Source organism: Dickeya oryzae, from assembly GCF_020406815.2.
Taxonomy (GTDB): domain Bacteria; phylum Pseudomonadota; class Gammaproteobacteria; order Enterobacterales; family Enterobacteriaceae; genus Dickeya; species Dickeya oryzae.
The window spans coordinates 1,104,651-1,127,344 of sequence record NZ_CP162670.1 but is presented as its reverse complement, the minus strand read 5'-3'; the positions used below and the strand labels follow the sequence as shown (position 1 = coordinate 1,127,344).

Genomic DNA, 22,694 nt, shown 5'->3' with positions numbered 1-22,694 from the left:
ATTGCCGACAACACTGTTGTCATAACGCATCCATTAAATGGTGCATCCGGGAGGATTCGAACCTCCGACCGCTCGGTTCGTAGCCGAGTACTCTATCCAGCTGAGCTACGGATGCAATTTAATGGCGGTGAGGGAGGGATTCGAACCCTCGATGCAGCTTTTGACCGCATACTCCCTTAGCAGGGGAGCGCCTTCAGCCTCTCGGCCACCTCACCGTACCGACACATAACCGCTGAATTTCGTTTTCATTCAGCGCTCACCTGTCTGCGTGGCGCACATATTACTTTCCCGGTCTTATAAGTCAAACAATTTTTCCGATATCAGTTCCGTTTGAACACTTCGCACCCAACAAGAACAGATTAACAACAAAAAGCATGTTTTATCGCCAATAAAACAACCAGTTATTCAGATTCACAAAAGCAAATACCGGGTAACCATTTATTGACGGAAATAAGGAAACACAGGGAGCAGACGAAAAAACATTCGAACAACAACAGCGCCTCGTCAACACGAGACGCTATTCAAATCAGTAGGAGGTAGGCTGAGATTTCTCTGCCTGAATACGCTGGTAGATCTCTTCACGGTGTACAGACACTTCTTTCGGCGCATTAACGCCGATACGAACCTGATTGCCCTTTACTCCTAGTACGGTAACCGTAACCTCATCGCCGATCATGAGGGTTTCGCCAACTCGACGAGTTAAAATAAGCATTCTTTGCTCCTTGAAAGATTATAAAGAGTCAGGTCTCTCCGTTCTCCCGTCATTATCCATCATGGTTGGGGAAGACGTAAACCTGGATGACGAAAATGTCTCATCATCGCACTCATTGTTTGTTACTAGTGTTCAGTTTAGTCGATATAAGACAGCTTGCGCTTTTTGTTATCACAACCAAAACTGGCCTCACTGGCCGTCTCGGGAACCCCACAGACGACCTGTTTATCAGTCTTGTTTACGGCCATCCTTACCGCAAGCCAAAAACGCCAAAACCACTCAAAGTCATGGCGTTTTTGCCGGGATAACACGTATTTAGTATTTATAGCTTATCAACCACCCAGGCTTCAACGCTGGTCAACGCTGATGGCAACGCATCCACATCACTACCACCTGCCTGGGCCATATCCGGACGACCACCGCCCTTACCGCCGACCTGATTTGCCACAAAGCCAACCAGCTCACCCGCTTTGACACGGTCAGTCAATTCTTTGGTCACACCCGCGATCAGGCTGACTTTACCATCCGCGACTGTCGACAGCACGATCACCGCAGAACCCAGTTGATTCTTCAGATCATCTACCATAGTCCGTAGCAACTTAGGCTCAACGTTGTTCAATTGCGTGACAAGTAACTTCACACCGTTGATCTCTTTCGCCTTACTGGACAGTGAAGAACTCTCCTGAGCGGCCTGCTGTTCCTTCAACTGCTGCAACTCTTTTTCCAGCCCGCGGTTACGTTCCAGCAACGAACGCACTTTGTCAGCCAGATTGTTGCTATCCCCCTTCACCAACTGCGTGACTTCATGCAACACATCACTCTGCTCATGTAGGGCAACTATTGCATTTTCACCGGTAACGGCTTCAATGCGGCGGATACCTGCTGCGGTACCAGACTCAGATACAATCCGGAACAAACCGATATCACCAGTACGACGAGCGTGTGTACCACCGCACAATTCAATGGAAAAATCCCCCATCGACAGCACGCGGACATGCTCATCATATTTCTCGCCAAACAGCGCCATCGCGCCTTTCGCTCTGGCAGCATCCAACGCCATCACATCCGTATCAATCAACAGATTACGACGAATCTGGGTATTGACGATATCTTCTACCTGACGAATTTGCTCAGGTTTCATCGCTTCTGGATGAGAGAAGTCAAAGCGCAGGTAGCTGTCATTGACCAACGAACCTTTCTGCGCGACATGTTCACCCAAGACCTGACGCAAAGCTGCATGCAGTAAGTGAGTCGCGGAATGGTTCAGACGAATGCGGTCACGACGAACCTGATCAACTACCGCATTCACCTTGTCATTGACCCGCAAGACACCCTGGGCCAACGAACCAATGTGACCGATTGCCTGACCGTATTTCTGTGCGTCGGCAACGGAGAAACGGGCAGTAGCAGATATCAACTCACCCTGATCACCCACCTGACCGCCAGACTCACCGTAGAATGGCGTTTCGCTCAGAATCACAACCGCATCGTCACCCGCCTGAATTTCCTGCACTGATTCACCCTGACGGTAGATAGCGACGACAGTCGATTGCTGCTCGGTACGTTCATAGCCACAAAACGCGGTAGACGCATCCACACGGATCAGGCTGTTATAGTCAGCACCAAAGCCGCTGGCATCACGCGCCCGTTGGCGTTGCGCCTCCATGGCACGTTCAAACCCAGCTTCGTCTACTTTCAGGTTACGTTCACGGCACACATCCGCCGTCAAATCAACAGGGAAACCGTAGGTGTCATAAAGACGGAACGCCGCTTCACCGCTCAGCGTATCGCCTTTAAGCTGCTTAATTTCTTCATCCAGCAGCAGCAGACCACGTTCCAGTGTGCGGGCAAACTGTTCTTCTTCATTCTTCAGCGCTTGTTCAACCAGGCTTTGCTGACGTTTAAGCTCTTCACCTGCTGCCCCCATCACTTCAATCAGGGTACCGACCAGCTTGTAGAAGAATGTTTCTTTCGCTCCCAGCATATTCCCGTGGCGGATCGCACGGCGAATAATACGGCGCAGCACATAACCACGGTTTTCATTCGATGGCATGACACCATCGGCAATCAAAAATGCACAGGAACGGATATGGTCGGCAATAACGCGCAGCGATTTATTGTTCAAATCGTCGGTTCCCACCACACGGGCCGCCTCGGCGATCAACGTTTTGAACAAATCGATATCGTAGTTAGAGTTCACATGTTGCAGAACAGCGGAAATACGCTCCAGCCCCATGCCGGTATCTACCGATGGTTTCGGCAACGGCAGCATCGTACCGTCAGCCTGTCGGTTGAACTGCATGAATACCAGGTTCCAAATTTCGATGTAACGATCGCCATCTTCTTCAGGACTTCCCGGCGGTCCCCCCCAGATGTGATCGCCGTGATCGTAGAAAATTTCAGAGCATGGGCCGCAAGGGCCGGTATCACCCATTTGCCAGAAGTTATCTGATGCGTACGGTGCGCCTTTATTATCACCGATACGGATAATACGCTCACGCGGGACACCTACCTCGTTGGCCCAAATGTCATAGGCTTCATCATCGGAGGCGTAAACCGTAACCCACAGTTTTTCCTTGGGTAAGCCAAACCACTGAGAACTGGTCAACAACTCCCAGGCATAAGTAATGGCGTCGCGTTTGAAATAATCACCGAAGCTAAAGTTACCCAGCATTTCGAAGAACGTGTGATGACGCGCCGTATAGCCCACGTTCTCCAAATCGTTATGTTTACCACCAGCACGGACACAACGCTGAGACGTCGTGGCTCGCACATAGTTGCGTTTGTCCAACCCAAGGAAAACATCCTTGAACTGGTTCATCCCGGCATTGGTAAACAACAGTGTGGGATCATTGTTCGGCACCAGCGAACTGCTGGCGACAATCTGATGTCCTTTACTATGGAAAAAGTCGAGAAACGCTTGACGGATCTCAGCGGTGCTCTTGCTCATAATTGTCCTGAAATCAAGCTAAAAGAACAGTCGCGGGCAAGGTGGGTGCAACATACTGACGTGACCGAGCCAAACGCGAACAAAAAGTGGGAATAAGATAAATTTTCTTAGGAGGGAAGTAAAATCCCGTATGCGTTCAATCGGAAAAATTCATATATATCGACTGAATTTCATCGTGGGAAAAGCCGCGATACAGCAAATAGCGTTGAACTTTGGCTCGCTCCTGCCAGCTTGTTGGCAATGGTGATCCAAATTTACGGTTCGCGACTGCTTGAGCTTGTAAATACCAGTCAATGTCGCAGGACTGCAGAGCCACACGCTGGACTGATTTGTCGATGCCCCGCTGACTGAGCTCGGCGCAGATACGCTGTGTACCGTATCCTTTGCGGCTGCGGCTGCTGATATAACGCTCTGCATAACGCTCGTCATCCAGCCAGCCTTGCTGCCGACAGCTGATGACTGCCTGTTCGACCTGGGTATCAAATTCAGAAAGTACAGCGCAGCGCTCCGTACTCTCACATTCAATATTTGATTGTAAATACGCCGCAATCTTGCGGCGTAATTCCATTTCACTGTGATCTCGCACAGCCAGCACATTTATTGCATAGCGGAGTACGTTAGGCATACCGATTACTCTGAAAACATGCTGTCTGTGTAACGACGTCCATTAAAAGTCGTCGTTCAGTTCGCCAGCAGCCTCTTCATTGTACTCGGCACGTTCACTACTGCTGACGCCACCTGATACCGCTTCGTTACCTTTATGCAGCAACAATTCGCGCAGCTTCTTGTCGAGTTCAGCAGAGATGGCTGGATTTTCTTTCAGGAAATTACAGGCGTTAGCCTTACCCTGGCCAATTTTGTCACCATTGTAGCTGTACCAGGCACCGGCTTTTTCAATCAGCTTAAACTTCACGCCAAGATCAACCAGCTCACCGAAGGTATTAATCCCCTCGCCATACAGAATCTGGAATTCAGCTTGCTTGAATGGCGCTGCAACTTTGTTCTTCACAACTTTAACGCGGGTTTCACTCCCGACAACTTCGTCACCTTCTTTGATAGAGCCAATACGGCGAATATCCAGACGGACAGAAGCATAGAATTTCAGCGCGTTACCACCGGTCGTGGTTTCGGGGTTACCGAACATCACACCAATCTTCATACGGATCTGGTTGATAAAGATCAGCAGTGTATTGGATTGCTTGAGGTTACCGGCCAGCTTACGCATAGCCTGACTCATCATACGAGCCGCAAGCCCCATGTGGGAATCGCCGATTTCCCCTTCAATTTCTGCTTTCGGCGTCAGTGCAGCAACGGAGTCGACGATAATGACATCAACTGCACCAGAACGTGCCAGCGCATCACAAATCTCCAGTGCCTGCTCGCCGGTATCCGGCTGGGAACACAGCAGATTATCGATATCAACACCCAACTTTTTAGCGTAGATCGGATCCAGCGCGTGTTCGGCATCAATGAACGCACAGGTTTTACCTTCACGCTGTGCGGCAGCAATCACCTGCAATGTCAGCGTCGTTTTACCAGAGGATTCCGGACCGTAAATCTCAACAATACGGCCCATTGGCAAACCACCAACACCCAGTGCGATATCAAGCGACAAGGAACCTGTGGAGATCGTTTCAACATCCATTGAGCGATCCTCGCCCAAACGCATGATAGAACCTTTACCGAATTGTTTTTCGATCTGACCCAGCGCTGCCGCCAGTGCCTTTTGTTTGTTCTCATCAATAGCCATTTTTACTCCTGTCGCGCAGCTTGCCGCTGCTTCTACGCTGTTGCTTATTCATGATTCACCGAACCGATGGCCGCATTATACTGTATACTCATACAGCATCAAGCCTATTTTATAAAAATCTCTCCTGCAACGTTTGCAGAGCAAAAGCCACGGCCTGCAAGCGAACATCGTGACGATCGCCGTCAAACTGCATCCGCTGGGTGATGATGTTGCCCGCTTTATCGCTAAAACCGAACCATACGGTCCCTACCGGTTTATCTGGCGTTCCACCATCAGGACCCGCAACACCGCTGATGGATACCGCAAAATCGGCTCCAGAACGGCTCAGCGCCCCACGGGCCATTTCCGTCACGACTTCATGACTTACTGCGCCATACTGTGTCAGCGTATTTTCCTGTACGCCGATGAGCGACTGCTTAGCCTGATTGCTGTAAGTCACAAAGCCATAATCAAACCATGCGGAACTACCAGCCACATCCGTGATCGCTTTCGCCAACCACCCACCGGTACAGGACTCAGCACAGGTTATCTTCGCCTGACGCGCTTTCAGCCGCTCTCCAAGCTGCACGCTCAGTTGCAATACATCTTTTTCTGTCATCACGGTATCCCGTTTTATCCATCGCGGCCCAATAGTAAGGTGCCCCTTCTTTTTCAGGGTAGCATTTTTCCTTTGAAAACCTTTTTACGTAACAGGAATGCGAAGCAGCGCGCAACATCGTCTGGCAGACTGTCGTAGTATTGTCACTGTCTCGGTATATGCTCTACATACAATAATAACGGCGATAGCGTTTTATGACATGCATGCCCCGCCTCGGGGCTTTTTTATTGGTATAACAGGGCATCGCCGACGTACAGCCGAACATCGCACCGCAATGTCTGCGCCGAATTGAATGTATAAGCACATAAGCCACACGGTCTCTGACGCTAAAATAATGCAGGCCTGTCAGCTGACAGGCCTGGTGGGAATGGCATCCCGGAAGGTATAAACACTCTTGCTACGCAATACCGTGAGCTACATGGTGGATTAACGCATCAAGCGAGCAGACTACGTATGCTATTACCGTTACCTGCCGGTTGCAGGAACATCGCTTATCCCCGTTTATTTCTGATGGTCTTTATACCAGAAACAGAGCTTGCGACAGGGCGACAACGTGGCTGGCAATCAATAATAGAAACCTTATTTATTCTTGTTTTTTCATCCCTGGCGGGTAGTTAGCGCGATACATTCACTCTCCCATTTTCCCTTTTCACACTTTTTTACATGCAGTGCGTATTAAAAAACTGACTTACTCTCTCACCTATTTTATTTATCGGAAGAAAAAATGCCAACATGACACCAACAAAAAAATATTTTTAATTCCCATCATGATTATTCCTTACTAAACCATATTACCTTAAAAAAACATCGATAATAGATAAAAAAAAGCCCACCATAAAGGTGGGCAAAGCTATTGGGTTTTTCAACAGCAAGGATTTCGTAGTACTGGCACGACAGCTATCCATCCACTGTCTGTTTATGAATCTACCCGACCATCCTTAAAATAACCTTAGTTTTATCCTGAAATCATCAAGAATTAATAAAAAATCGAAAATAAAACTCACTGTTATCGAACCAAAAAAAAGCCCACCGCGAGGGTGGGCAAATGACACTATTCTCTGGCATGAAGCATCCTGAAGACACAGGTTGGCGGTTTTCCTCCGCCTGAAAGCTATCCTATGGGATTAAGATTAAGCCAACATTAGGAAAACAAAAAAAACAGATTTTTTTAGATATCATTTTTCAGTTCCATTATTCCCCCACACCTCTCAACAATCAGGAAAATGTACACAATGAAAACCTCTCTTATTTCCCGGCAACCAACACAACAAATGCACACCCAAAACCACTTAGGTATAGAAAGGAAGAAAAAGAATGAATTCAGCCTACACACTCGCATGTCGACGGATGGCGAGAACAAAAAGGAAAGCCCACCTGACGGTGGGCAAAGAGGCTATATTATTATGAGTAAAACCCTGGTGTTTTGGCGCTAAGAACGTTCTTAACTGAAAACAACATTACACCGAGGAGATTAAATCAACCTTAACAATAAAAATAAAAACCATTTTTTCTGTGACAATGGCAACATTTATTCCAGATGATTACAGCTGCAGACAAACACGCCGAATACCTGAAGTATGAAGGGGGTAAACATGAAAAAGAAGAACACGCAGCCAATAATACTTACCGTTATTATCAGAAAACAAAAAGCCCATCAGGCGATGGGCTAAATAAGAATGAACATCGAAAATAAAATTCTTACTTTCTAACATGGCACAGCAGTCAATTAACACTAAGTAAAGTGTAACAGATACCGGCAACTTTGCCTAAAAATCGACCACCATTCTTCGTGTTTTGTGAGTACACGCATTTTCTGCGCTCACTGCAAAACATCATGCCCTGCCCCCAGGCAACACAACTGAGTGACCGGTACCCAATCACGGCCATAATCCCTCGATAACCAATAGCCCCGAGATAACCGATGGTATCGGGACAGCCACATCGCAAAATCGGGCTTTTATTTTACCGGATTTGCAGGTTTGCCCAGCCATCACGTACACTCGCCAAAAGAGATAATTGCACCGTATTCTACAGCCCGCGTTTGCCGCAATGTTCATGACTGTGTCGACATAATAATCACGGGACATTGCCTGTTTTGGGCAGCATTCGGGCGGCATTGAAGGGAGAAGACACTATGCCATCAACATTCCCACGCAGACCCGGCATGATGGACAACCATGCCGATCAGCTCAGCAGTTCGCTGATTATTCGCCAATCGGCTGATGTGTTGTTTGATTTGTGGCGCAACCCCGAAACACTTCCGGTATTGATGAACCATGTCGCTCATATCGACATCATTAATCACACAGACTCACTGTGGCGCATGAAGGCCCCCTTCGGCCAGTACATCGAGTGGCGTGCACGTATTGAGGATGAACAACCCGGCCAGTTTATCTACTGGCGTTCACTCCCTGGTGCCAAAATTCCTAATGAAGGATGCCTGGTCTTTCGCCCTATACCAAACAGCGAGAATACTGAAGTCACACTCAGCATCCGGTTTGACCCACCAGGCGGCTTTCTGGGAAGGGCTCTCAGTCAGGTGTTTCAGCTGTTACCTAAAGAAATGCTGCACAAGACCTTACTGCGCTTTAAGCAGATGGCAGAGCACCCTGGCACCACGACCTCCTCTAACCAGAATGCATAAAAAAACGGGCGGCGAGGAATCCTCAGCCGCCCGTCGTCTTTTACACCCACAACATTATTTCTTGTTGGGCATCATTCTCAGCAGTGTATTGTCACGCACCACATAGTGATGATACAGGGCAGCAACGGCATGCAGCCCCACCAGGAAATACCCTGCGTTAGCAATCAGTTCATGAATGCTCAGCAGTGTGTGCCTGATGTCGTCATTCGGGTCAGCAGCAAACGGCATCGCAATACCAAAGACTGACCAGGCATCGCCGCGATAATACATCCCCACTACGCCTAATACCGGCAGCGCCAGAAACATCAGATACAAAAAGCCATGCACCGCATGGGAAGCAATCATCATCAGGCGATCAGGTTGCGGCGTAATAGGCGGTGTAGCATGACGGAAACGTTGCACTACCCGCAGGATCATCAACACCCAAACGGATACACCGCAACTGTAATGGATCGTCGACATTAGCGCCCGTGCACTGCTTCCACGCGGAGCAAAACCTCGCAGCTCCATCGCTGCATAGGTTGCCACCACCAACAGAAACGCCAGCCAGTGCAACAGAATCTGAGATGAATGATACTTAGTCTTCATGGAATTCCTTCTCTGTATTGAGCATACAATCAGTGTGTGAATATAGGACGCATATAGCCTAGCTTCACTCTATTAAGCCAACATTAGTTTTTCGCTCACTGTAGCAAGACTTTTTGATAACCCCAAAAATCTTACGGGCAAAAAAATCCCGCCTTGATGGAAGGCGGGAAAAAAACTACTACTCTCTGACAGGGATGAATAACACAACATCAACAAGGGTTGAGACAAACATTACCAGCTTCAGTGTATAGAACTGTCATCGGTCAGTAAGGTTGATTGGTAGGATGTAAGTCGAATTTGGCGGGGATAGCATCATTTTGCCGGGTATATCGGAGCAAGGCACAGGAGACGTATGAGATACATGAAAAACGGCTGACGCTTGCCAGCCGCATGCCTGACTACCTGCGACTCATTAGCGCCGACTGTCTACCAACATTCTCACCGCCAGCCCTGCCAGTACCGTTCCCATCAGCCAGCGTTGCACTCGTTGCCACAACGGGCGCTCAGCCAGAAAAGCAGCGATATAGCCCGCGACCATGATAAGCGAGGCATTAACCGTCATGCTGATAAATATCTGGGTGATACCAAGCGTTAACGACTGCCCCAGGACATTACCCTGCTCCGGGCGGATAAACTGCGGCAGAAGGGAGAGATAAAGTACGGCAGCTTTAGGATTAAGCAGGTTGGTGACCAGCCCCATCACGAACAAGCGACGATTACTGTCAGGTTTAAGTTGGCGTAACTGGAAAGGCGATGCGCCACCCCGTATAGCCTGCCAGGCCAGCCATAACAAATATAGCGCCCCGGCAATTCGCAACGCATCGTAAGCTAATGGCACCGCCATCACGATCGCAGTAATACCGAGTGCCGCCGCGGTCATATAGAACAAAAAACCCAGCGCCACGCCAGATAACGACACCAGCCCAGCCCGACGCCCCTGACACACAGTGCGAGAAAGCAGGTAAATCATATTAGGACCCGGCGTTAACACCAACCCTAACGCAATAGCAGCAAACGGTAACCATTGGGACACACTCACCATCACTCACCTCAATCAATCGCACAGAATGTCGGATAAAACGATTAGTTAAATCCCCTGTCTATTTGAACCCACGTCAGTGCAGCCTAACGCCCGCTCCGCTCTGCCAGTACACCGCCGCCACGATCACTCCTCCGGTGGATAACGGTAATCCCACCGGAAAAAGCCGTGATCCTGAAATGAGCCTGACAGTAACGACTGCTTTCGTGTTTTGACATAATTTGGCGGCGGACAGGTGACATTGCACATCCAATATCCCGGAAACCACGCCTCCATACCGGGCAACAGCGCCATCGCCGTGTCGAACGGATTCAATTCCGGCAACGAGTAGTAAACAAACTCGCCAATAGAGTGTTCAATCCATTCTTCAGCACTCCCCATTTCCGATAACGGGTTAGGGTGCAACGGCGAGTGAGCCAAATCGACAAACTCTCTGACGTGATTCATCGACCAGCCACAAAACTCCAGCGCGCGAGGTCGCTCCGCCATTTCGTACAAGCGATCGACCGAGACTATCGGTAGCGGGTCTGGCTGCTCAGGAAAAAATTCATTGTGCTTTTGCAGGCATAACAATAGGTAGGACGCCACCAGCGCCCCCAGCTCATGGATAACCAGCGCCGGATGCTCACCTGCCCCGCCGCCAATAATCAAATTGTCGGGTGTGCATGAAAAATCATCCTCACCCCAAGGCGAATCCGCCACTTCTTCCAGCGGATGGTAGATTGGCAGCCCGTTCAGGAAACCAACCAGTTCGTGTTTGATGGTATCGATGTAGCTCATGGTTACCGGCTTTTAAACAGTCATCAAGACAGATATCAGCGGGGCACGGCCCAGGTGATGCTCTTCGCAGAGTACACTGTGTTTATCGCCTTCTCCACACCAATCTTTACCCCCCCAACAGGCAACCCACACCGACACCCCACGCAAAAACATCAGAATAAAAAATCAGAAAAAAGAAAAAATCAGGACGTAAACGCATAGGGTTAGAGTAAAAGTAAAAAAGTTAATCCATTAAAATGATAGTTATCGATATTTACTATAAGTTTTCATTCCAATTACCACGCGCTAGCCTGCCTGTCATGGCTGTATTTTTATTCACAACACAGGAAAAGACCCATGAAACAGAAAGTCGCATTGGTCACTGGCGCGGGCCAGGGAATCGGCCGGGCCATCGCTATCCGTCTGGCAAAAGATGGTTTTGCCGTAGCGGTCGTGGATTACAACGGCGATACCGCAGGCCAGGTAGCGCATGAAATCAAGCAGCACGGTGGCAACGCTATCGCACTCACCGCGGATGTCTCAGACCGTGACCAGGTATTTAATGCGGTTCGTACCGCACACAAACAATTGGGTGGTTTTCACGTTATTGTCAATAACGCCGGTATCGCGCCTACCACGCTAATTGAAGACATCACGCCGGAAATCGTTGATAAGGTCTACAACATCAATGTGAAAGGCGTTATCTGGGGAATACAGGCTGCGGTAGAAGCCTTCAAAGCCCAGGGACAGGGAGGCAAAATCATCAATGCCGCCTCTCAGGCAGGTCATGTCGGTAATCCAGAATTAGCGGTTTACAGTTCCAGTAAATTCGCCGTACGCGGCCTGACCCAGACCGCCGCCCGCGATTTAGCACCGCTCGGCATTACCGTTAACGCGTATTGCCCAGGTATCGTCAAAACGCCGATGTGGGCAGAGATTGACCGCCAAATTTCCGAAGCAGCAGGTAAGCCACTCGGTTACGGTACAGCTGAGTTCGCCAAACGCATCACGTTGGGTCGTTTGTCCGAACCGGAAGACGTGGCCGCCTGCGTCGCCTATCTCGCCAGCCCTGATTCTGACTATATGACGGGTCAGGCGCTGTTGATTGATGGTGGTATGGTCTTCAACTGATTGACTCAGCGCCACTACGCCTCGTCACACGACGAGGCGTGTTCTTCTCATCACCGATATCCGCTATCCCACAGAGACAAGCCCCAAACGTACAGAACACGTTTCTCGCTATCCCCTGACGCTATCTGTATTCCTGCTCTTGTCTGTGGTCGCTTTCACTCTTTTCACAAATCCCTACTCAGGGCATACCTATTAATTCGATAGAAACAACTGCCATTATCCGTTTTGTCAAAAAAGGTAAAGTAGCCAGGTAGCCGCAGGTTATTGACATGCCCGGCAACAACGGCGGTTATTCACACCGTCGGCCATAAGTACAACCCCATTTCTTACTCGTCATGACGACAGGTCAGGAACAGGGAAAACAGATAAGCCGCAATCACCAACAGAGCATGAGCCTTATCAGTGCCTCTGATGGAGAACTTTCTCTGCTGAGAGCTTAAAGCAGTGCAATGGAATCACAGCAATAATCAAAACCTATTGTTGATAATAATCATACGGAAAATGAGGAAAGTTATGAGCAATCATACCGCCACACATCGTATTCCCGGCTGGAAAACACCACTGGCCATCATCTCTTCACTGTTGATAGCCTACCCGGCACTGTCAGCCACACTGACCCGTGATAATGGCGCGGCAGTGGGTGATAACCAAAACTCGCAGACAGCAGGCCCCAATGGCCCGGTTTTATTGCAGGATGTTCAGTTACTGCAGAAATTGCAACGCTTTGACCGTGAACGCATTCCAGAACGCGTCGTGCACGCCCGCGGTACCGGTGCACACGGCACATTTACCGCCACCGAAGACATTTCGGACCTGACTATCGCCGAGGTATTCAAAAAAGGCAGTCAAACGCCGGTATTTGTACGCTTTTCAAGTGTTGTGCACGGTAACCACTCCCCAGAGACCTTACGAGATCCGCGTGGTTTCGCGACCAAGTTCTATACCACACAAGGTAACTGGGATCTGGTCGGTAACAACTTCCCTACCTTCTTTATCCGCGATGCGATCAAATTCCCGGACATGGTACATGCGTTCAAACCCGATCCGCGTACCAACCAGGATAACGATGGGCGCCGGTTTGACTTCTTTTCTCACGTCCCGGAATCGATCCGCACGCTGACCCTGCTCTATTCCAACGAAGGCACACCGGCCAGTTACCGCAACATGGACGGCAACAGCGTTCATGCTTATAAGTTGGTCAACGCCAAAGGCGAAGTGCATTACGTCAAATTCCACTGGAAGACACTACAGGGTATAAAAAATCTCGACCCCAAACAGGTTGAGGAAGTTCAGGCTAAGGATTACAGCCACCTGACTAACGATCTGGTCGCCGCTATCAACCGTGGCGACTACCCGAAATGGGATCTTTACATTCAGGTGCTGACCCCGGGCGACCTGGCTAAGTTTGATTTCGACCCGCTGGATGCCACCAAAATCTGGCCTGGCGTTCCCGAACGTAAAATTGGCCAGATGGTTCTGAACAAAAACCCGGATAACTACTTCCAGGAAACCGAGCAGGTCGCCATGGCACCGGCGAATCTGGTTCCGGGTATCGAGCCGTCTGAAGACCGTCTGCTACAAGGCCGGCTGTTCTCGTATGCCGACACCCAGATGTATCGACTGGGTGCGAATGGCCTGAGCCTGCCAATCAATGCTCCACTGAAAAAGGTCAACAACATCAATCAGGATGGCAGTTTGAATAGCGGCCACACGCAAGACAACGGGGTGAACTACCAACCAAGCCGGTTGTATCCACGTGAAGAGCTGGTTTCTGCTCGCTACAGTCAGACACCGCTGAGCGGCACGACCCAGCAGCGTAAAATCCAGAAAGAGCAGAACTTCAAACAGACTGGCGAGCTGTATCGCTCTTACAGTAAGAAAGATCAGGATGATCTGGTTCAAAGTCTGGGCTCTGCGCTGGCGATGGCGGATACCGACAGTAAAACCATCATGCTTTCCTACTTCTATAAAGCTGATGCCACCTACGGTACCCGCCTGACCAGTGTCGCCAAAGGCGATCTGAGCAAAGTACAGTCACTGGCCAGCAAACTGGCTGATTAACGGAATGCCGTCGCCCGGTTGCTCTACGGGCGACGCCAACGACCAGGGAATCGTCATCATGAAATCATTTCGCCTCTTTATTTGCCTGTTGGCACTCATTCATGCCACCGCCCAGGCACAACCGCCCGTGTCTATTACAGAGCAGTCGAATTCAGTCGCCACAATGCCTGTTGTGCAGTCAACTGATGAAAGACAAGTACAGAACCAGCTTAATCAGTACCTGTGGGATGCAGCCCGTACGGGTAACGATGCCGTACTCAAGGAGTTCATCAGCGCGGGTTATAACCTCAACGCCCGTGATGAAAAAGGCTATACGGCAATCATTCTGGCGGCTTACCACGGCCACTACGACACGGTTTCACTGTTGCTCAACCACGGTGCTGACCCTTGCTTGCAGGATAGTCGTGGCAATACCGCACTGATGGGAGCGGTGTTTAAAGGTGAACTGAAAATTGCCCACGTGTTGCTGAACGCAAAATGTAGCCCGGATACCCGTAATAACGCCGGACAGACTGCAGCGATGTATGCTTCGCTGTTTCAGCGCACAGAAATTCTCAAGGCATTACAGGAAAAAGGGGCGGATATGAATGCTACCGATGCACTGGGCAACAGTGTGCAGGCATTAGGCAAGGGTGAAGTGAAAGGGCAATAATCGACACGTATCAGCGAAAATGACACGCCCCGCACGAATATACTACCTTCAGGCGGGGCGTGTGATATCAGACTGGGTTAGCATTATTCAGTCATCCCATTTGGGGCTCAGAAACGCGGCCAGAAATCCCGGTACAACGATAACGGCCAGTATCGCCAAATAGACAGTTACTTGTTCGAACATAACAACCTCCTACGTCAGCATGTAAAACGACCTCATGGTTCCACTACAGATTCATTCAACTACGATTCAACTTACCATTCGACGGCAAGTTTGCTCACTACACACTTATTCTATCGGCCGAACGTTAAGCAAACATTAACGTCTCTTTAATAGATAAGAAATCGGATCAGGACGAAAGCACTCAAACAAAACGGCCTCGTTCACTTTTTCCAGCCCCCGATTAAGCCACCAGCCGCCGCCCGGGTACAGAAAGCCGCCCTAACACATTGTTTTTAATGCATTACCATCACACACCGTTTGATTTATCACGTCCAGAATTATACGTGTGAATATATATTATTGGTGTAATGAATCTTATTGATAATAATAAAAACCTATGTTTATTGTCAGCGATACCTGCTGAAGAAAAAGAGTGTCATTTTTTCAGTGATGGACTGACAATACTTTTCAAATAGTCGGCATTCATTCTTCATGTCATTAGTTCACAGAGCTGAAAGTAAAAACTAACGTTGATTAATGATGAATAACCGTTATACCCCAACAATTCGTATAGCGTTAATTCATAATTATCCTTCTTAATTAAGCGCAGTATCACATCACTAAAAGGCACCTTAAATATCCATATCCCGACGGTATACCCGGAGGAGAAAACGAGCCCACTGGCAGGACACTCAAACCCGCCACCTCTCGCCAGAACCGGTAAATATCACGATTTAAAAAAAACATGACGCCGCTAGCAGAATACAGCACTCATCTAACCCATACCGAAAAAATGACCTAAAACAATATTTGCGTGGGGTCACAGATTCCCCGCTGATGGCGATTTTATCCATAAGATCAGCGAATACGGCCTGACCCTCTTCCCTCGGCAAAAACTACTGTTTTGTTATGAGTCGCCGGAAGAGGAAAAATAATCACGCCTGCCGTACCCCAAGTACAGGGGCAATACTGAATACCGAATAACAACATTGTCCCTAAAAATGAAAAACCGATAGCCAATGATTACCAGAGAGGACACTTTTATGTGGAAACGCGTCATTTTAGCTTCAGCTGTGTGTGCGTCCCTGTCATCGGTCGCGCTGGCCGCACCATTAACGGTGGGGTTTTCTCAAGTCGGCTCGGAATCAGGCTGGCGCGCAGCTGAAACGACCGTAGCCAAAGAACAGGCCAAAGCGCGCGGTATTAACCTGAAAATTGCCGACGCCCAGCAAAAACAGGAAAACCAAATCAAAGCGGTGCGCTCTTTCATCGCACAAGGGGTGGACGCTATTTTCATCGCCCCAGTGGTAGCGACCGGCTGGGAGCCGGTATTGAAGGAAGCCAAAGAAGCCAAGATCCCGGTTATTCTGCTAGACCGCGGCATTGACGTCAAAGATGACTCACTGTATCTCACCACGGTACGCGCTGATAATATTAAGGAAGGGGCATTAATTGGCGAATGGCTGATTAAAACCGAAAACGGCAAGAATTGTAATGTCGTTCAGTTAGAAGGCACCGTCGGCGCAAGCGTTGCAATTGACCGTAAAAAAGGGTTTGAAGACGCTATCGCCAAAACACCGAGTATTAAAATTATCCGTTCCCAGTCCGGCGACTTTACCCGTAGCGGCGGCAAGCAGGTTATGGAAAGTTTTATCAAGTCAGAAAATAACGGCAAAAATATCTGTATGGTTTTCGCCCATAACGATGACATGGTGATCGGCGCGATTCAGGCTATTAAAGAAGCGGGGCTAAAACCGGGCAAAGATATTCTGACCGGGTCGATTGACGGTGTACCGGATATTTTCCGTGCCATGCTGGCAGGCGAGGCGAATGTCTCGGTTGAACTGACGCCAAATATGGCTGGTCCTGCGTTTGACGCACTGGAGAAATATAAAAAGGATGGCACGCTGCCCGCCAAACTGATTCTGACACCGTCCACCCTGTTTAAACCAGACAGCGCACAGGCCGAGCTCGATAAGAAAAAGAACATGGGATATTGATTGTTTATACCCTAAATAATTCGAGTTGCAGGAAGGCGGCAAGTGAGTGAATCCCGATGAGCTTACTCAGGTAAGTGATTCGGGTGAATGAACGCAGCCAACGCACCTGCAACTTGAAGTATGACGGGTATGTCGTCAGCCCACGTCCTGCCATGGCACTACCACTGCCATGGCTAGCTACCACTGCCATGGCAGGACATCACCTGTTTTGTAAGGAAGAATCGCATGAACGATTTCGACAACCAGGAAATCTTGCGTACGGAAGGGCTGAGCAAAATTTTTCCCGGGGTTAAAGCGCTGGATAAGGTCGATTTCAGCCTGAGGCGCGGGGAAATCATGGCGCTGCTGGGAGAAAATGGTGCAGGAAAATCCACGCTGATTAAAACGCTCACTGGGGTGTATCAACGTGACGAGGGCGCTATTTATCTCGAAGGGCAGTCTATCTCGCCTAAAAATACGGCTCACGCCCAACAACTTGGCATCGGCACGGTGTACCAGGAAGTCAACCTACTACCCAATTTATCGGTGGCGGATAACCTGTTTATCGGCCGCGAACCCAGACGCTTCGGATTATTACAACGCACCGAGATGGAAAAACGTGCGGCGGCGTTGATGTCTTCCTACGGTTTTGAGCTGGATGTGCGCGAACCACTGAACCGCTTTTCCGTCGCGATGCAGCAAATCGTCGCCATTTGTCGCGCCATCGACCTGTCTGCCAAGGTGTTGATCCTTGATGAGCCGACCGCCAGTCTTGATACTCAGGAAGTGGAAATGCTCTTTACCCTGATGCGCCAGCTGCGCGATCAGGGCGTCAGCCTTATCTTCGTGACCCACTTTCTCGACCAGGTTTATCAGGTGACCGATCGCATCACGGTTCTGCGCAACGGCGCTTTCGTCGGCACCTGTGAAACCGCCTCGCTGCCACAGATAGAACTGGTAAAAATGATGCTGGGCCGCGAGCTGGAGCAGAATGCGCTGCAACGTGCCGGACGTACGCTACTGAGCGACAAGCCGGTGGTGGAATTCAAAGGGTACGCGAAAAAAGGCGTGATTGAGCCATTCGAACTGGCGGTACGGCCTGGCGAAATCGTCGGTCTCGCCGGATTGTTAGGCTCCGGGCGGACAGAAACCGCCGAGGTGATTTTTGGTATCAAACCGGCCGATCGCGGCGAAGCGGTGATCAAAGGTAAATCCCAGACGCTGCGCTCGCCACATCAGGCCTCCTGCCTTGGCATCGGCTTTTGCCCGGAAGATCGCAAAACCGACGGTATTATCTCTGCCGCCTCGGTACGGGAAAATATTATTCTGGCGTTGCAGGCCCAACGCGGCTGGCTGCGCCCGATCCCCCGTAAAGAGCAGATGGCGATTGCCGAGCGATTCATCCGTCAGTTGGGTATCCGCACCCCCAGTACCGAGCAACCTATCGAATTGCTGTCCGGCGGGAATCAACAGAAAGTGCTGTTGTCTCGCTGGCTACTGACCAAACCACAATTCCTGATCCTGGATGAACCCACACGTGGCATCGACGTCGGTGCCCACGCCGAGATCATCCGTTTGATCGAAAGCCTGTGCGCCAACGGGCTGGCGTTGCTGGTCATCTCGTCGGAACTGGAGGAACTGGTGGGATACGCCGACCGGGTGTTGATTATGCGTGACCGGCAGCAGGTGGCGGAAATCCCGCTCGACCAGCTATCCGTTTCCGCCATCATGAATGCCATCGCGGCATAAGGAGGGCATAGTGATGCCTCGATCACTGAGCAAACCGGGCTCCGATAAGCGCCCATTCCGTTGGCCGTCGCTGCGATTTTCACAAGGCATGCCGCAGATAACCGCGCTGGTGCTGGTGTTGCTGGTAGACAGTCTGGTATCCAGCCACTTTTTCCAGATAGTGGTGCAGGATGGCCGCCTGTTCGGTAGTCCCATCGATATCCTTAACCGTGCCGCACCGGTGGCCTTACTGGCGATCGGCATGACGCTGGTGATTGCCACCGGCGGCATCGATCTGTCCGTCGGGGCCATTATGGCGATTGCCGGTGCCGTGGCCGCCTCGCTGACCGTGCAGGGCTACAGCCTGACGGTGGTACTGCTGGCCGCACTCGGTGTCGGCATGCTGGCGGGCCTGTGGAACGGTATTCTGGTTGCGATTCTGAAGATCCAGCCGTTTGTCGCTACCCTCATTCTCATGGTGGCCGGGCGGGGTATCGCGCAGCTGATTACTGCCGGGCAAATCGTCACCTTCAATTCGCCGCCACTGGCCTGGCTCGGTAGCGGTGCGCTGTTCTACTTCCCAACGCCTATCATCATCGCGTTGGTCACGTTGATTCTGTTCTGGCTGCTGGTGCGGCGCACCGCATTGGGGTTATTTATTGAATCAGTGGGGATCAACATCCGGGCGGCGAAAAACGCCGGGGTCAGTACCCGCGCGATGGTGACCATGACATATATCCTGAGCGGGCTGTGTGCCGCCATCGCCGGGGTCATCGTCACCGCCGATATTCGGGGGGCGGATGCCAACAATGCCGGTTTGTGGCTGGAGATGGACGCCATTCTCGCGGTGGTGATCGGTGGCGGTTCGCTGATGGGTGGCCGCTTCAACATGGTACTTTCCGTGTTAGGTGCGCTGATTATTCAGGGCATGAACACCGGTATTCTGCTGTCCGGTTTTCCACCGGAGCTCAATCAGGTGGTGAAAGCCGTCGTGGTATTGTGCGTACTGATAGTCCAGTCGCCACGTTTTGTGACCTTGCTGAAAGGAGTTCGCCGCCATGATAAAGCGTAACTTGCCGCTGATGATCACCCTGGCGGTATTCGTGCTCGGATACCTGTACTGCCTGACGCAATTTCCAGGTTTCGCCTCCACGCGTGTCATCTGCAACATCCTTACCGATAACGCCTTTCTGGGTATTGTCGCCGTCGGCATGACTTTTGTGATTCTCTCCGGCGGTATCGACCTGTCCGTCGGATCGGTGATTGCATTTACCGGTGTGTTTCTCGCTAAAGCTATCGGCGTTTGGGGGCTGTCCCCCCTGGTGGCGTTCCCGCTGATTTTAGTGATGGGGTGTGCCTTTGGCGCGTTTATGGGCTTGCTCATCGACGCACTAAAAATCCCGGCGTTTATCATCACGCTGGCGGGGATGTTCTTCCTGCGTGGTGCCAGTTATCTGGTGTCGAAAGAATCGCTGCCTATCAACCATCCTATCTATGAAACGCTCTCCAGCCTGGCATGGACAATTCCCGGTAACGGTCGGCTTAGCGCCATGGGACTACTGATGCTGATGGTGGTTGCTGTCGGCATCGTGCTGGCACGCTATACCCGTTTCGGTAATCAGGTCTATGCGATTGGTGGCAACAGTACCTCCGCTAACCTGATGGGCATATCAACCCGCAGTACCACCCTTCGTATTTATATGTTGTCGACCGGGCTGGCGACCCTCGCCGGGATCGTATTTTCCATTTACACCTCGGCGGGTTATGCGCTGGCAGGGGTCGGCGTCGAGCTGGATGCTATCGCCTCGGTGGTGATCGGCGGTACGCTATTGAGCGGCGGTGTCGGTACCGTACTCGGTACCCTGTTCGGCGTGGCGATCCAAGGCTTGATCCAAACCTACATCAACTTTGACGGTACGCTAAGTTCCTGGTGGACCAAGATAGCCATCGGCATATTGCTGTTTGTGTTCATCGCCTTGCAACGCGGCCTGACCGCACTGTGGGAAAACCGACAGAACGCCCCGGTTAAACGTGTCGCCCCACACGGATAACAACAGCCCAAAACGTAGGTGTGAGAGGTCTCTAACGCTCACCCTACGTTTTTACTCGTCTGACACCCCCTCTCGCACCATTGAAACGAACGCGATGCATTGTCGTAAGCAAACTTGCCATCGGCCAGAATACGCCTATGTTTGAATACAGGGGGCGCGCATAGTTGTCATCGGGCAACGATCCGACATGCATACCCATAGCGCGTTTCCCCTTTGCCACCCTTCGCTTTCCTTTCTCCACACCACCAGGTTGCACGTTGTTCGCACATAACGAGATGAGGCTACCGTCAGCACGGCAGTTAGCCTGTGCAACGGTTTTTCCGGGTGGTGACACATTGATTGTTCGAGTTCGACATTGACACGTTCTATTGAATTGACACGTTCTATCGAGAGGAAATGCTATGACTCACACCAAAAGCCACACAGCAAGTACGCCTGAAACAGAACAGTCGCCACATTACGAAAGCAGCGGGCACAGCCTGCTGACGCTGGATAACGCCGGGCCAATCCAAATGGGATTTTGGGTGCCCAACCGGGTATGGGCCACCGCCAAATTCCTGATGCCACTGCGCGAGCATATCGCCAACAAGAAGCAGACCAATACCCTGGCCCCCATGCAGCCGGTGCTCCAGAATTTTAAAAACTGGGTGACCAACAACAGTGTCTACCGCATGTGGCTCAATAGCATGATCGAACAATCCAACGCCTATGTGGCTTCGCTGCCTGAATCCACCCGCAAGGAGATCAGCGACGATGGCGACGCGACCTGGATAGACAGCTACGACAGCTTCTTTGAGATCCTCAACGAAATCATTACCACCTCGCCGTCATTCAACACCACCGCACAAGTCGGAACACCGATGAATGCGTTTTTGGCCGTGGCGATGGGAACAGAAGCGGGCGTGGCACTGTTCCACGACGCGACGTTCAATCAGCAGTTCCGTCAGGTGCTGGATGCCTGGAACAGTTTCCTGAAAAGCAGCGCCTCACTCGATAAACTCGATATCGCACAACCGGAAAAACCCGGCTCCTGGATTTCCAAAGCCGCGTATCAGGCCGGTGTCTGGAACCAGATGCAGCACGACCCCAACCTGCAGGGTTACGGCTTCGCCAGTTGGAACGATTTCTTTATCCGTCAGTTCGTTCCCGGCGCACGCCCCTTTAAAGGCGACCCGAACACCCAGATAGACATCGGTTGTGAAACCACACCGTGGCGCTATGCCAATCAGTTGCAACTGGAAAGCCGGTTTTGGGTCAAAGACATCCCCTATTCGCTGCTTGATCTGTTCGGTGGTCAGCGGCAATGGGCCAAGCTGTTCGAGGGCGGACAGCTCTATCAAGGGTTCCTTTCTGCGACGCACTATCATCGCTGGAACGCGCCGCTGGACGGTTTTCTGGTACGTTCCTGGGTTGAACCGGGTACTTACTTTGCTCAGCGTCCCGGACAGGGCGAAAATCAGGGCACCTGGGAAGGCACCGAGTCACAACCCTACCTCGGCCATGTGGCCGCGCGCGCGGTGTTTATCTTCCGGCACAAGACCTGTGGCTACGTGGCGCTCATCTGCATCGGCATGGTGGAAGTGTCCAGCTGCGTGATCGAACCCAGCACGTTTATCGTTGAAGAGAGTGCCGAACCGGTCAGTATCACCCGCGGCGTCGAAATCGGTCACTTCGAGTTCGGCGGTTCGACTCACATGATGATCTTCCAAAAAGATCGGGTCGCGTTGGAAAAATGGGCTATCGATGCCGTCAGTCACCGCAACGATAAAAATCCTGTCCCGCTGGGCAGCGTGATCGCCACCGCGCTGCACAACAAAGGCTAATAAACACCCGCACCGGGCTCCGGCTACGATCGGGGCCTGTTTCTCCGTTTAGGTTCCCTCCTCCCTC

At 50.9% G+C, this 22,694-nt stretch carries 20 protein-coding genes and 2 tRNA genes; 10 read left to right on the top strand and 12 right to left on the bottom strand.

Annotated features, from left to right (window positions below; genetic code table 11):
- Window positions 1–38: 38 nt before the first annotated feature.
- From LF929_RS04795 to pncC, 7 genes are all read right to left on the bottom strand, one after another.
- Window positions 39–115, bottom strand: a tRNA-Arg gene (locus LF929_RS04795).
- A gap of 7 nt (window positions 116–122) precedes the next feature.
- Window positions 123–215: transfer RNA gene (locus tag LF929_RS04790), tRNA-Ser, on the bottom strand.
- Between the two features lie 311 nt (window positions 216–526).
- Window positions 527–712: a carbon storage regulator CsrA gene (gene csrA, locus LF929_RS04785; protein WP_005972168.1), complete on the bottom strand. Its 186-nt coding sequence runs from the start codon at window positions 710–712 to the stop codon at window positions 527–529.
- 322 nt (window positions 713–1,034) lie between these two features.
- Window positions 1,035–3,662, bottom strand: a complete 2,628-nt coding sequence (gene alaS, locus LF929_RS04780; RefSeq protein ID WP_210175908.1) for an alanine--tRNA ligase — start codon at window positions 3,660–3,662, stop codon at window positions 1,035–1,037.
- A gap of 136 nt (window positions 3,663–3,798) precedes the next feature.
- Window positions 3,799–4,287 (bottom strand): recombination regulator RecX, encoded by a 489-nt coding sequence (recX, locus tag LF929_RS04775; protein WP_038905339.1) that lies wholly within the window; start codon window positions 4,285–4,287, stop codon window positions 3,799–3,801.
- A 42-nt stretch (window positions 4,288–4,329) separates the two neighbouring features.
- The gene (gene recA, locus LF929_RS04770) at window positions 4,330–5,412 is read right to left on the bottom strand and encodes a recombinase RecA (RefSeq protein WP_038908810.1); all 1,083 of its coding nucleotides are present in this window, start codon (window positions 5,410–5,412) and stop codon (window positions 4,330–4,332) included.
- A gap of 109 nt (window positions 5,413–5,521) precedes the next feature.
- Complete coding sequence (pncC, locus tag LF929_RS04765; RefSeq protein WP_038905341.1) at window positions 5,522–6,010, bottom strand: nicotinamide-nucleotide amidase; 489 nt, start codon at window positions 6,008–6,010, stop codon at window positions 5,522–5,524.
- 1,232 nt (window positions 6,011–7,242) lie between these two features.
- Between pncC and LF929_RS04760 the strand changes: the two genes are divergently transcribed.
- Both LF929_RS04760 and LF929_RS04755 read left to right on the top strand, forming a co-directional pair.
- On the top strand, window positions 7,243–7,443 hold the full coding sequence (locus tag LF929_RS04760) for a hypothetical protein (RefSeq protein WP_038908811.1): 201 nt from the start codon (window positions 7,243–7,245) through the stop codon (window positions 7,441–7,443).
- A gap of 701 nt (window positions 7,444–8,144) precedes the next feature.
- Entirely contained in the window at window positions 8,145–8,654 is a 510-nt protein-coding gene (locus LF929_RS04755) for an SRPBCC family protein (protein ID WP_210177579.1), read from the top strand.
- Window positions 8,655–8,708: 54 nt separating this feature from the next.
- Here LF929_RS04755 and cybB read toward each other — a convergent pair whose 3' ends face one another.
- From cybB to LF929_RS04740, 3 genes are all read right to left on the bottom strand, one after another.
- Complete coding sequence (gene cybB, locus LF929_RS04750) at window positions 8,709–9,242, bottom strand: cytochrome b561 (protein ID WP_038905345.1); 534 nt, start codon at window positions 9,240–9,242, stop codon at window positions 8,709–8,711.
- A gap of 412 nt (window positions 9,243–9,654) precedes the next feature.
- Window positions 9,655–10,284: a LysE family translocator gene (locus LF929_RS04745; protein ID WP_038905346.1), complete on the bottom strand. Its 630-nt coding sequence runs from the start codon at window positions 10,282–10,284 to the stop codon at window positions 9,655–9,657.
- Between the two features lie 123 nt (window positions 10,285–10,407).
- The gene (locus LF929_RS04740) at window positions 10,408–11,061 is read right to left on the bottom strand and encodes a hypothetical protein (protein WP_038905347.1); all 654 of its coding nucleotides are present in this window, start codon (window positions 11,059–11,061) and stop codon (window positions 10,408–10,410) included.
- Window positions 11,062–11,397: 336 nt separating this feature from the next.
- Here LF929_RS04740 and LF929_RS04735 point away from each other — a divergent pair, with 336 nt between their 5' ends.
- From LF929_RS04735 to LF929_RS04725, 3 genes are all read left to right on the top strand, one after another.
- Window positions 11,398–12,171, top strand: a complete 774-nt coding sequence (locus LF929_RS04735) for a (S)-acetoin forming diacetyl reductase (protein WP_038908814.1) — start codon at window positions 11,398–11,400, stop codon at window positions 12,169–12,171.
- Window positions 12,172–12,732: 561 nt separating this feature from the next.
- Entirely contained in the window at window positions 12,733–14,232 is a 1,500-nt protein-coding gene (gene katB, locus LF929_RS04730; RefSeq protein WP_210175859.1) for a catalase KatB, read from the top strand.
- Window positions 14,233–14,290: 58 nt separating this feature from the next.
- A complete protein-coding gene (locus tag LF929_RS04725; RefSeq protein ID WP_210175858.1) occupies window positions 14,291–14,884 on the top strand; it encodes an ankyrin repeat domain-containing protein in 594 nt (197 codons plus the stop codon).
- Between the two features lie 87 nt (window positions 14,885–14,971).
- On the opposite strand, the gene mgtS is transcribed toward LF929_RS04725, so the two are convergent.
- A complete protein-coding gene (mgtS, locus tag LF929_RS04720) occupies window positions 14,972–15,067 on the bottom strand; it encodes a protein MgtS (RefSeq protein WP_012885835.1) in 96 nt (31 codons plus the stop codon).
- Window positions 15,068–16,089: 1,022 nt separating this feature from the next.
- Between mgtS and ytfQ the strand changes: the two genes are divergently transcribed.
- Complete coding sequence (gene ytfQ, locus LF929_RS04715; protein WP_016942208.1) at window positions 16,090–17,046, top strand: galactofuranose ABC transporter, galactofuranose-binding protein YtfQ; 957 nt, start codon at window positions 16,090–16,092, stop codon at window positions 17,044–17,046.
- Between the two features lie 4 nt (window positions 17,047–17,050).
- Here ytfQ and LF929_RS04710 read toward each other — a convergent pair whose 3' ends face one another.
- On the bottom strand, window positions 17,051–17,236 hold the full coding sequence (locus tag LF929_RS04710; RefSeq protein ID WP_226093588.1) for a hypothetical protein: 186 nt from the start codon (window positions 17,234–17,236) through the stop codon (window positions 17,051–17,053).
- A 35-nt stretch (window positions 17,237–17,271) separates the two neighbouring features.
- Between LF929_RS04710 and ytfR the strand changes: the two genes are divergently transcribed.
- The 4 genes from ytfR (at window position 17,272) to LF929_RS04690 (ending at window position 22,627) form a co-directional block, all read left to right on the top strand.
- A complete protein-coding gene (ytfR, locus tag LF929_RS04705) occupies window positions 17,272–18,774 on the top strand; it encodes a galactofuranose ABC transporter, ATP-binding protein YtfR (RefSeq protein WP_016942209.1) in 1,503 nt (500 codons plus the stop codon).
- 13 nt (window positions 18,775–18,787) lie between these two features.
- Complete coding sequence (ytfT, locus tag LF929_RS04700) at window positions 18,788–19,825, top strand: galactofuranose ABC transporter, ATP-binding protein YtfT (protein ID WP_029456429.1); 1,038 nt, start codon at window positions 18,788–18,790, stop codon at window positions 19,823–19,825.
- Entirely contained in the window at window positions 19,812–20,804 is a 993-nt protein-coding gene (gene yjfF / locus LF929_RS04695; protein ID WP_038905351.1) for a galactofuranose ABC transporter, permease protein YjfF, read from the top strand. The genes ytfT and yjfF overlap by 14 nt, the downstream gene beginning before the upstream one ends.
- Window positions 20,805–21,205: 401 nt before the next feature.
- Window positions 21,206–22,627 carry a phosphatidylserine decarboxylase family protein gene (locus LF929_RS04690; RefSeq protein ID WP_226093589.1) on the top strand — a complete coding sequence of 474 codons (1,422 nt, stop codon included), beginning with the start codon at window positions 21,206–21,208 and terminating at the stop codon, window positions 22,625–22,627.
- The last annotated feature ends 67 nt before the right edge of the window (window positions 22,628–22,694 follow it).

What these genes read in the sequence shown, in the direction of transcription:
- LF929_RS04745 (WP_038905346.1), bottom strand. Translation starts at nt 10,284, where the DNA reads ATGGTGAGTGTGTCCCAATGGTTACCGTTTGCTGCTATTGCGTTAGGG.
- LF929_RS04690 (WP_226093589.1), top strand. Translation starts at nt 21,206, where the DNA reads ATGACTCACACCAAAAGCCACACAGCAAGTACGCCTGAAACAGAACAG.
- alaS (WP_210175908.1), bottom strand. Translation starts at nt 3,662, where the DNA reads ATGAGCAAGAGCACCGCTGAGATCCGTCAAGCGTTTCTCGACTTTTTC.
- LF929_RS04735 (WP_038908814.1), top strand. Translation starts at nt 11,398, where the DNA reads ATGAAACAGAAAGTCGCATTGGTCACTGGCGCGGGCCAGGGAATCGGC.
- LF929_RS04710 (WP_226093588.1), bottom strand. Translation starts at nt 17,236, where the DNA reads ATGGCAGTGGTAGCTAGCCATGGCAGTGGTAGTGCCATGGCAGGACGT.
- LF929_RS04740 (WP_038905347.1), bottom strand. Translation starts at nt 11,061, where the DNA reads ATGAGCTACATCGATACCATCAAACACGAACTGGTTGGTTTCCTGAAC.
- ytfQ (WP_016942208.1), top strand. Translation starts at nt 16,090, where the DNA reads ATGTGGAAACGCGTCATTTTAGCTTCAGCTGTGTGTGCGTCCCTGTCA.
- pncC (WP_038905341.1), bottom strand. Translation starts at nt 6,010, where the DNA reads ATGACAGAAAAAGATGTATTGCAACTGAGCGTGCAGCTTGGAGAGCGG.
- csrA (WP_005972168.1), bottom strand. Translation starts at nt 712, where the DNA reads ATGCTTATTTTAACTCGTCGAGTTGGCGAAACCCTCATGATCGGCGAT.
- mgtS (WP_012885835.1), bottom strand. Translation starts at nt 15,067, where the DNA reads ATGTTCGAACAAGTAACTGTCTATTTGGCGATACTGGCCGTTATCGTT.
- LF929_RS04725 (WP_210175858.1), top strand. Translation starts at nt 14,291, where the DNA reads ATGAAATCATTTCGCCTCTTTATTTGCCTGTTGGCACTCATTCATGCC.
- ytfR (WP_016942209.1), top strand. Translation starts at nt 17,272, where the DNA reads ATGAACGATTTCGACAACCAGGAAATCTTGCGTACGGAAGGGCTGAGC.
- recA (WP_038908810.1), bottom strand. Translation starts at nt 5,412, where the DNA reads ATGGCTATTGATGAGAACAAACAAAAGGCACTGGCGGCAGCGCTGGGT.
- LF929_RS04760 (WP_038908811.1), top strand. Translation starts at nt 7,243, where the DNA reads ATGAAAACCTCTCTTATTTCCCGGCAACCAACACAACAAATGCACACC.
- cybB (WP_038905345.1), bottom strand. Translation starts at nt 9,242, where the DNA reads ATGAAGACTAAGTATCATTCATCTCAGATTCTGTTGCACTGGCTGGCG.
- yjfF (WP_038905351.1), top strand. Translation starts at nt 19,812, where the DNA reads ATGATAAAGCGTAACTTGCCGCTGATGATCACCCTGGCGGTATTCGTG.
- LF929_RS04755 (WP_210177579.1), top strand. Translation starts at nt 8,145, where the DNA reads ATGCCATCAACATTCCCACGCAGACCCGGCATGATGGACAACCATGCC.
- ytfT (WP_029456429.1), top strand. Translation starts at nt 18,788, where the DNA reads ATGCCTCGATCACTGAGCAAACCGGGCTCCGATAAGCGCCCATTCCGT.
- recX (WP_038905339.1), bottom strand. Translation starts at nt 4,287, where the DNA reads ATGCCTAACGTACTCCGCTATGCAATAAATGTGCTGGCTGTGCGAGAT.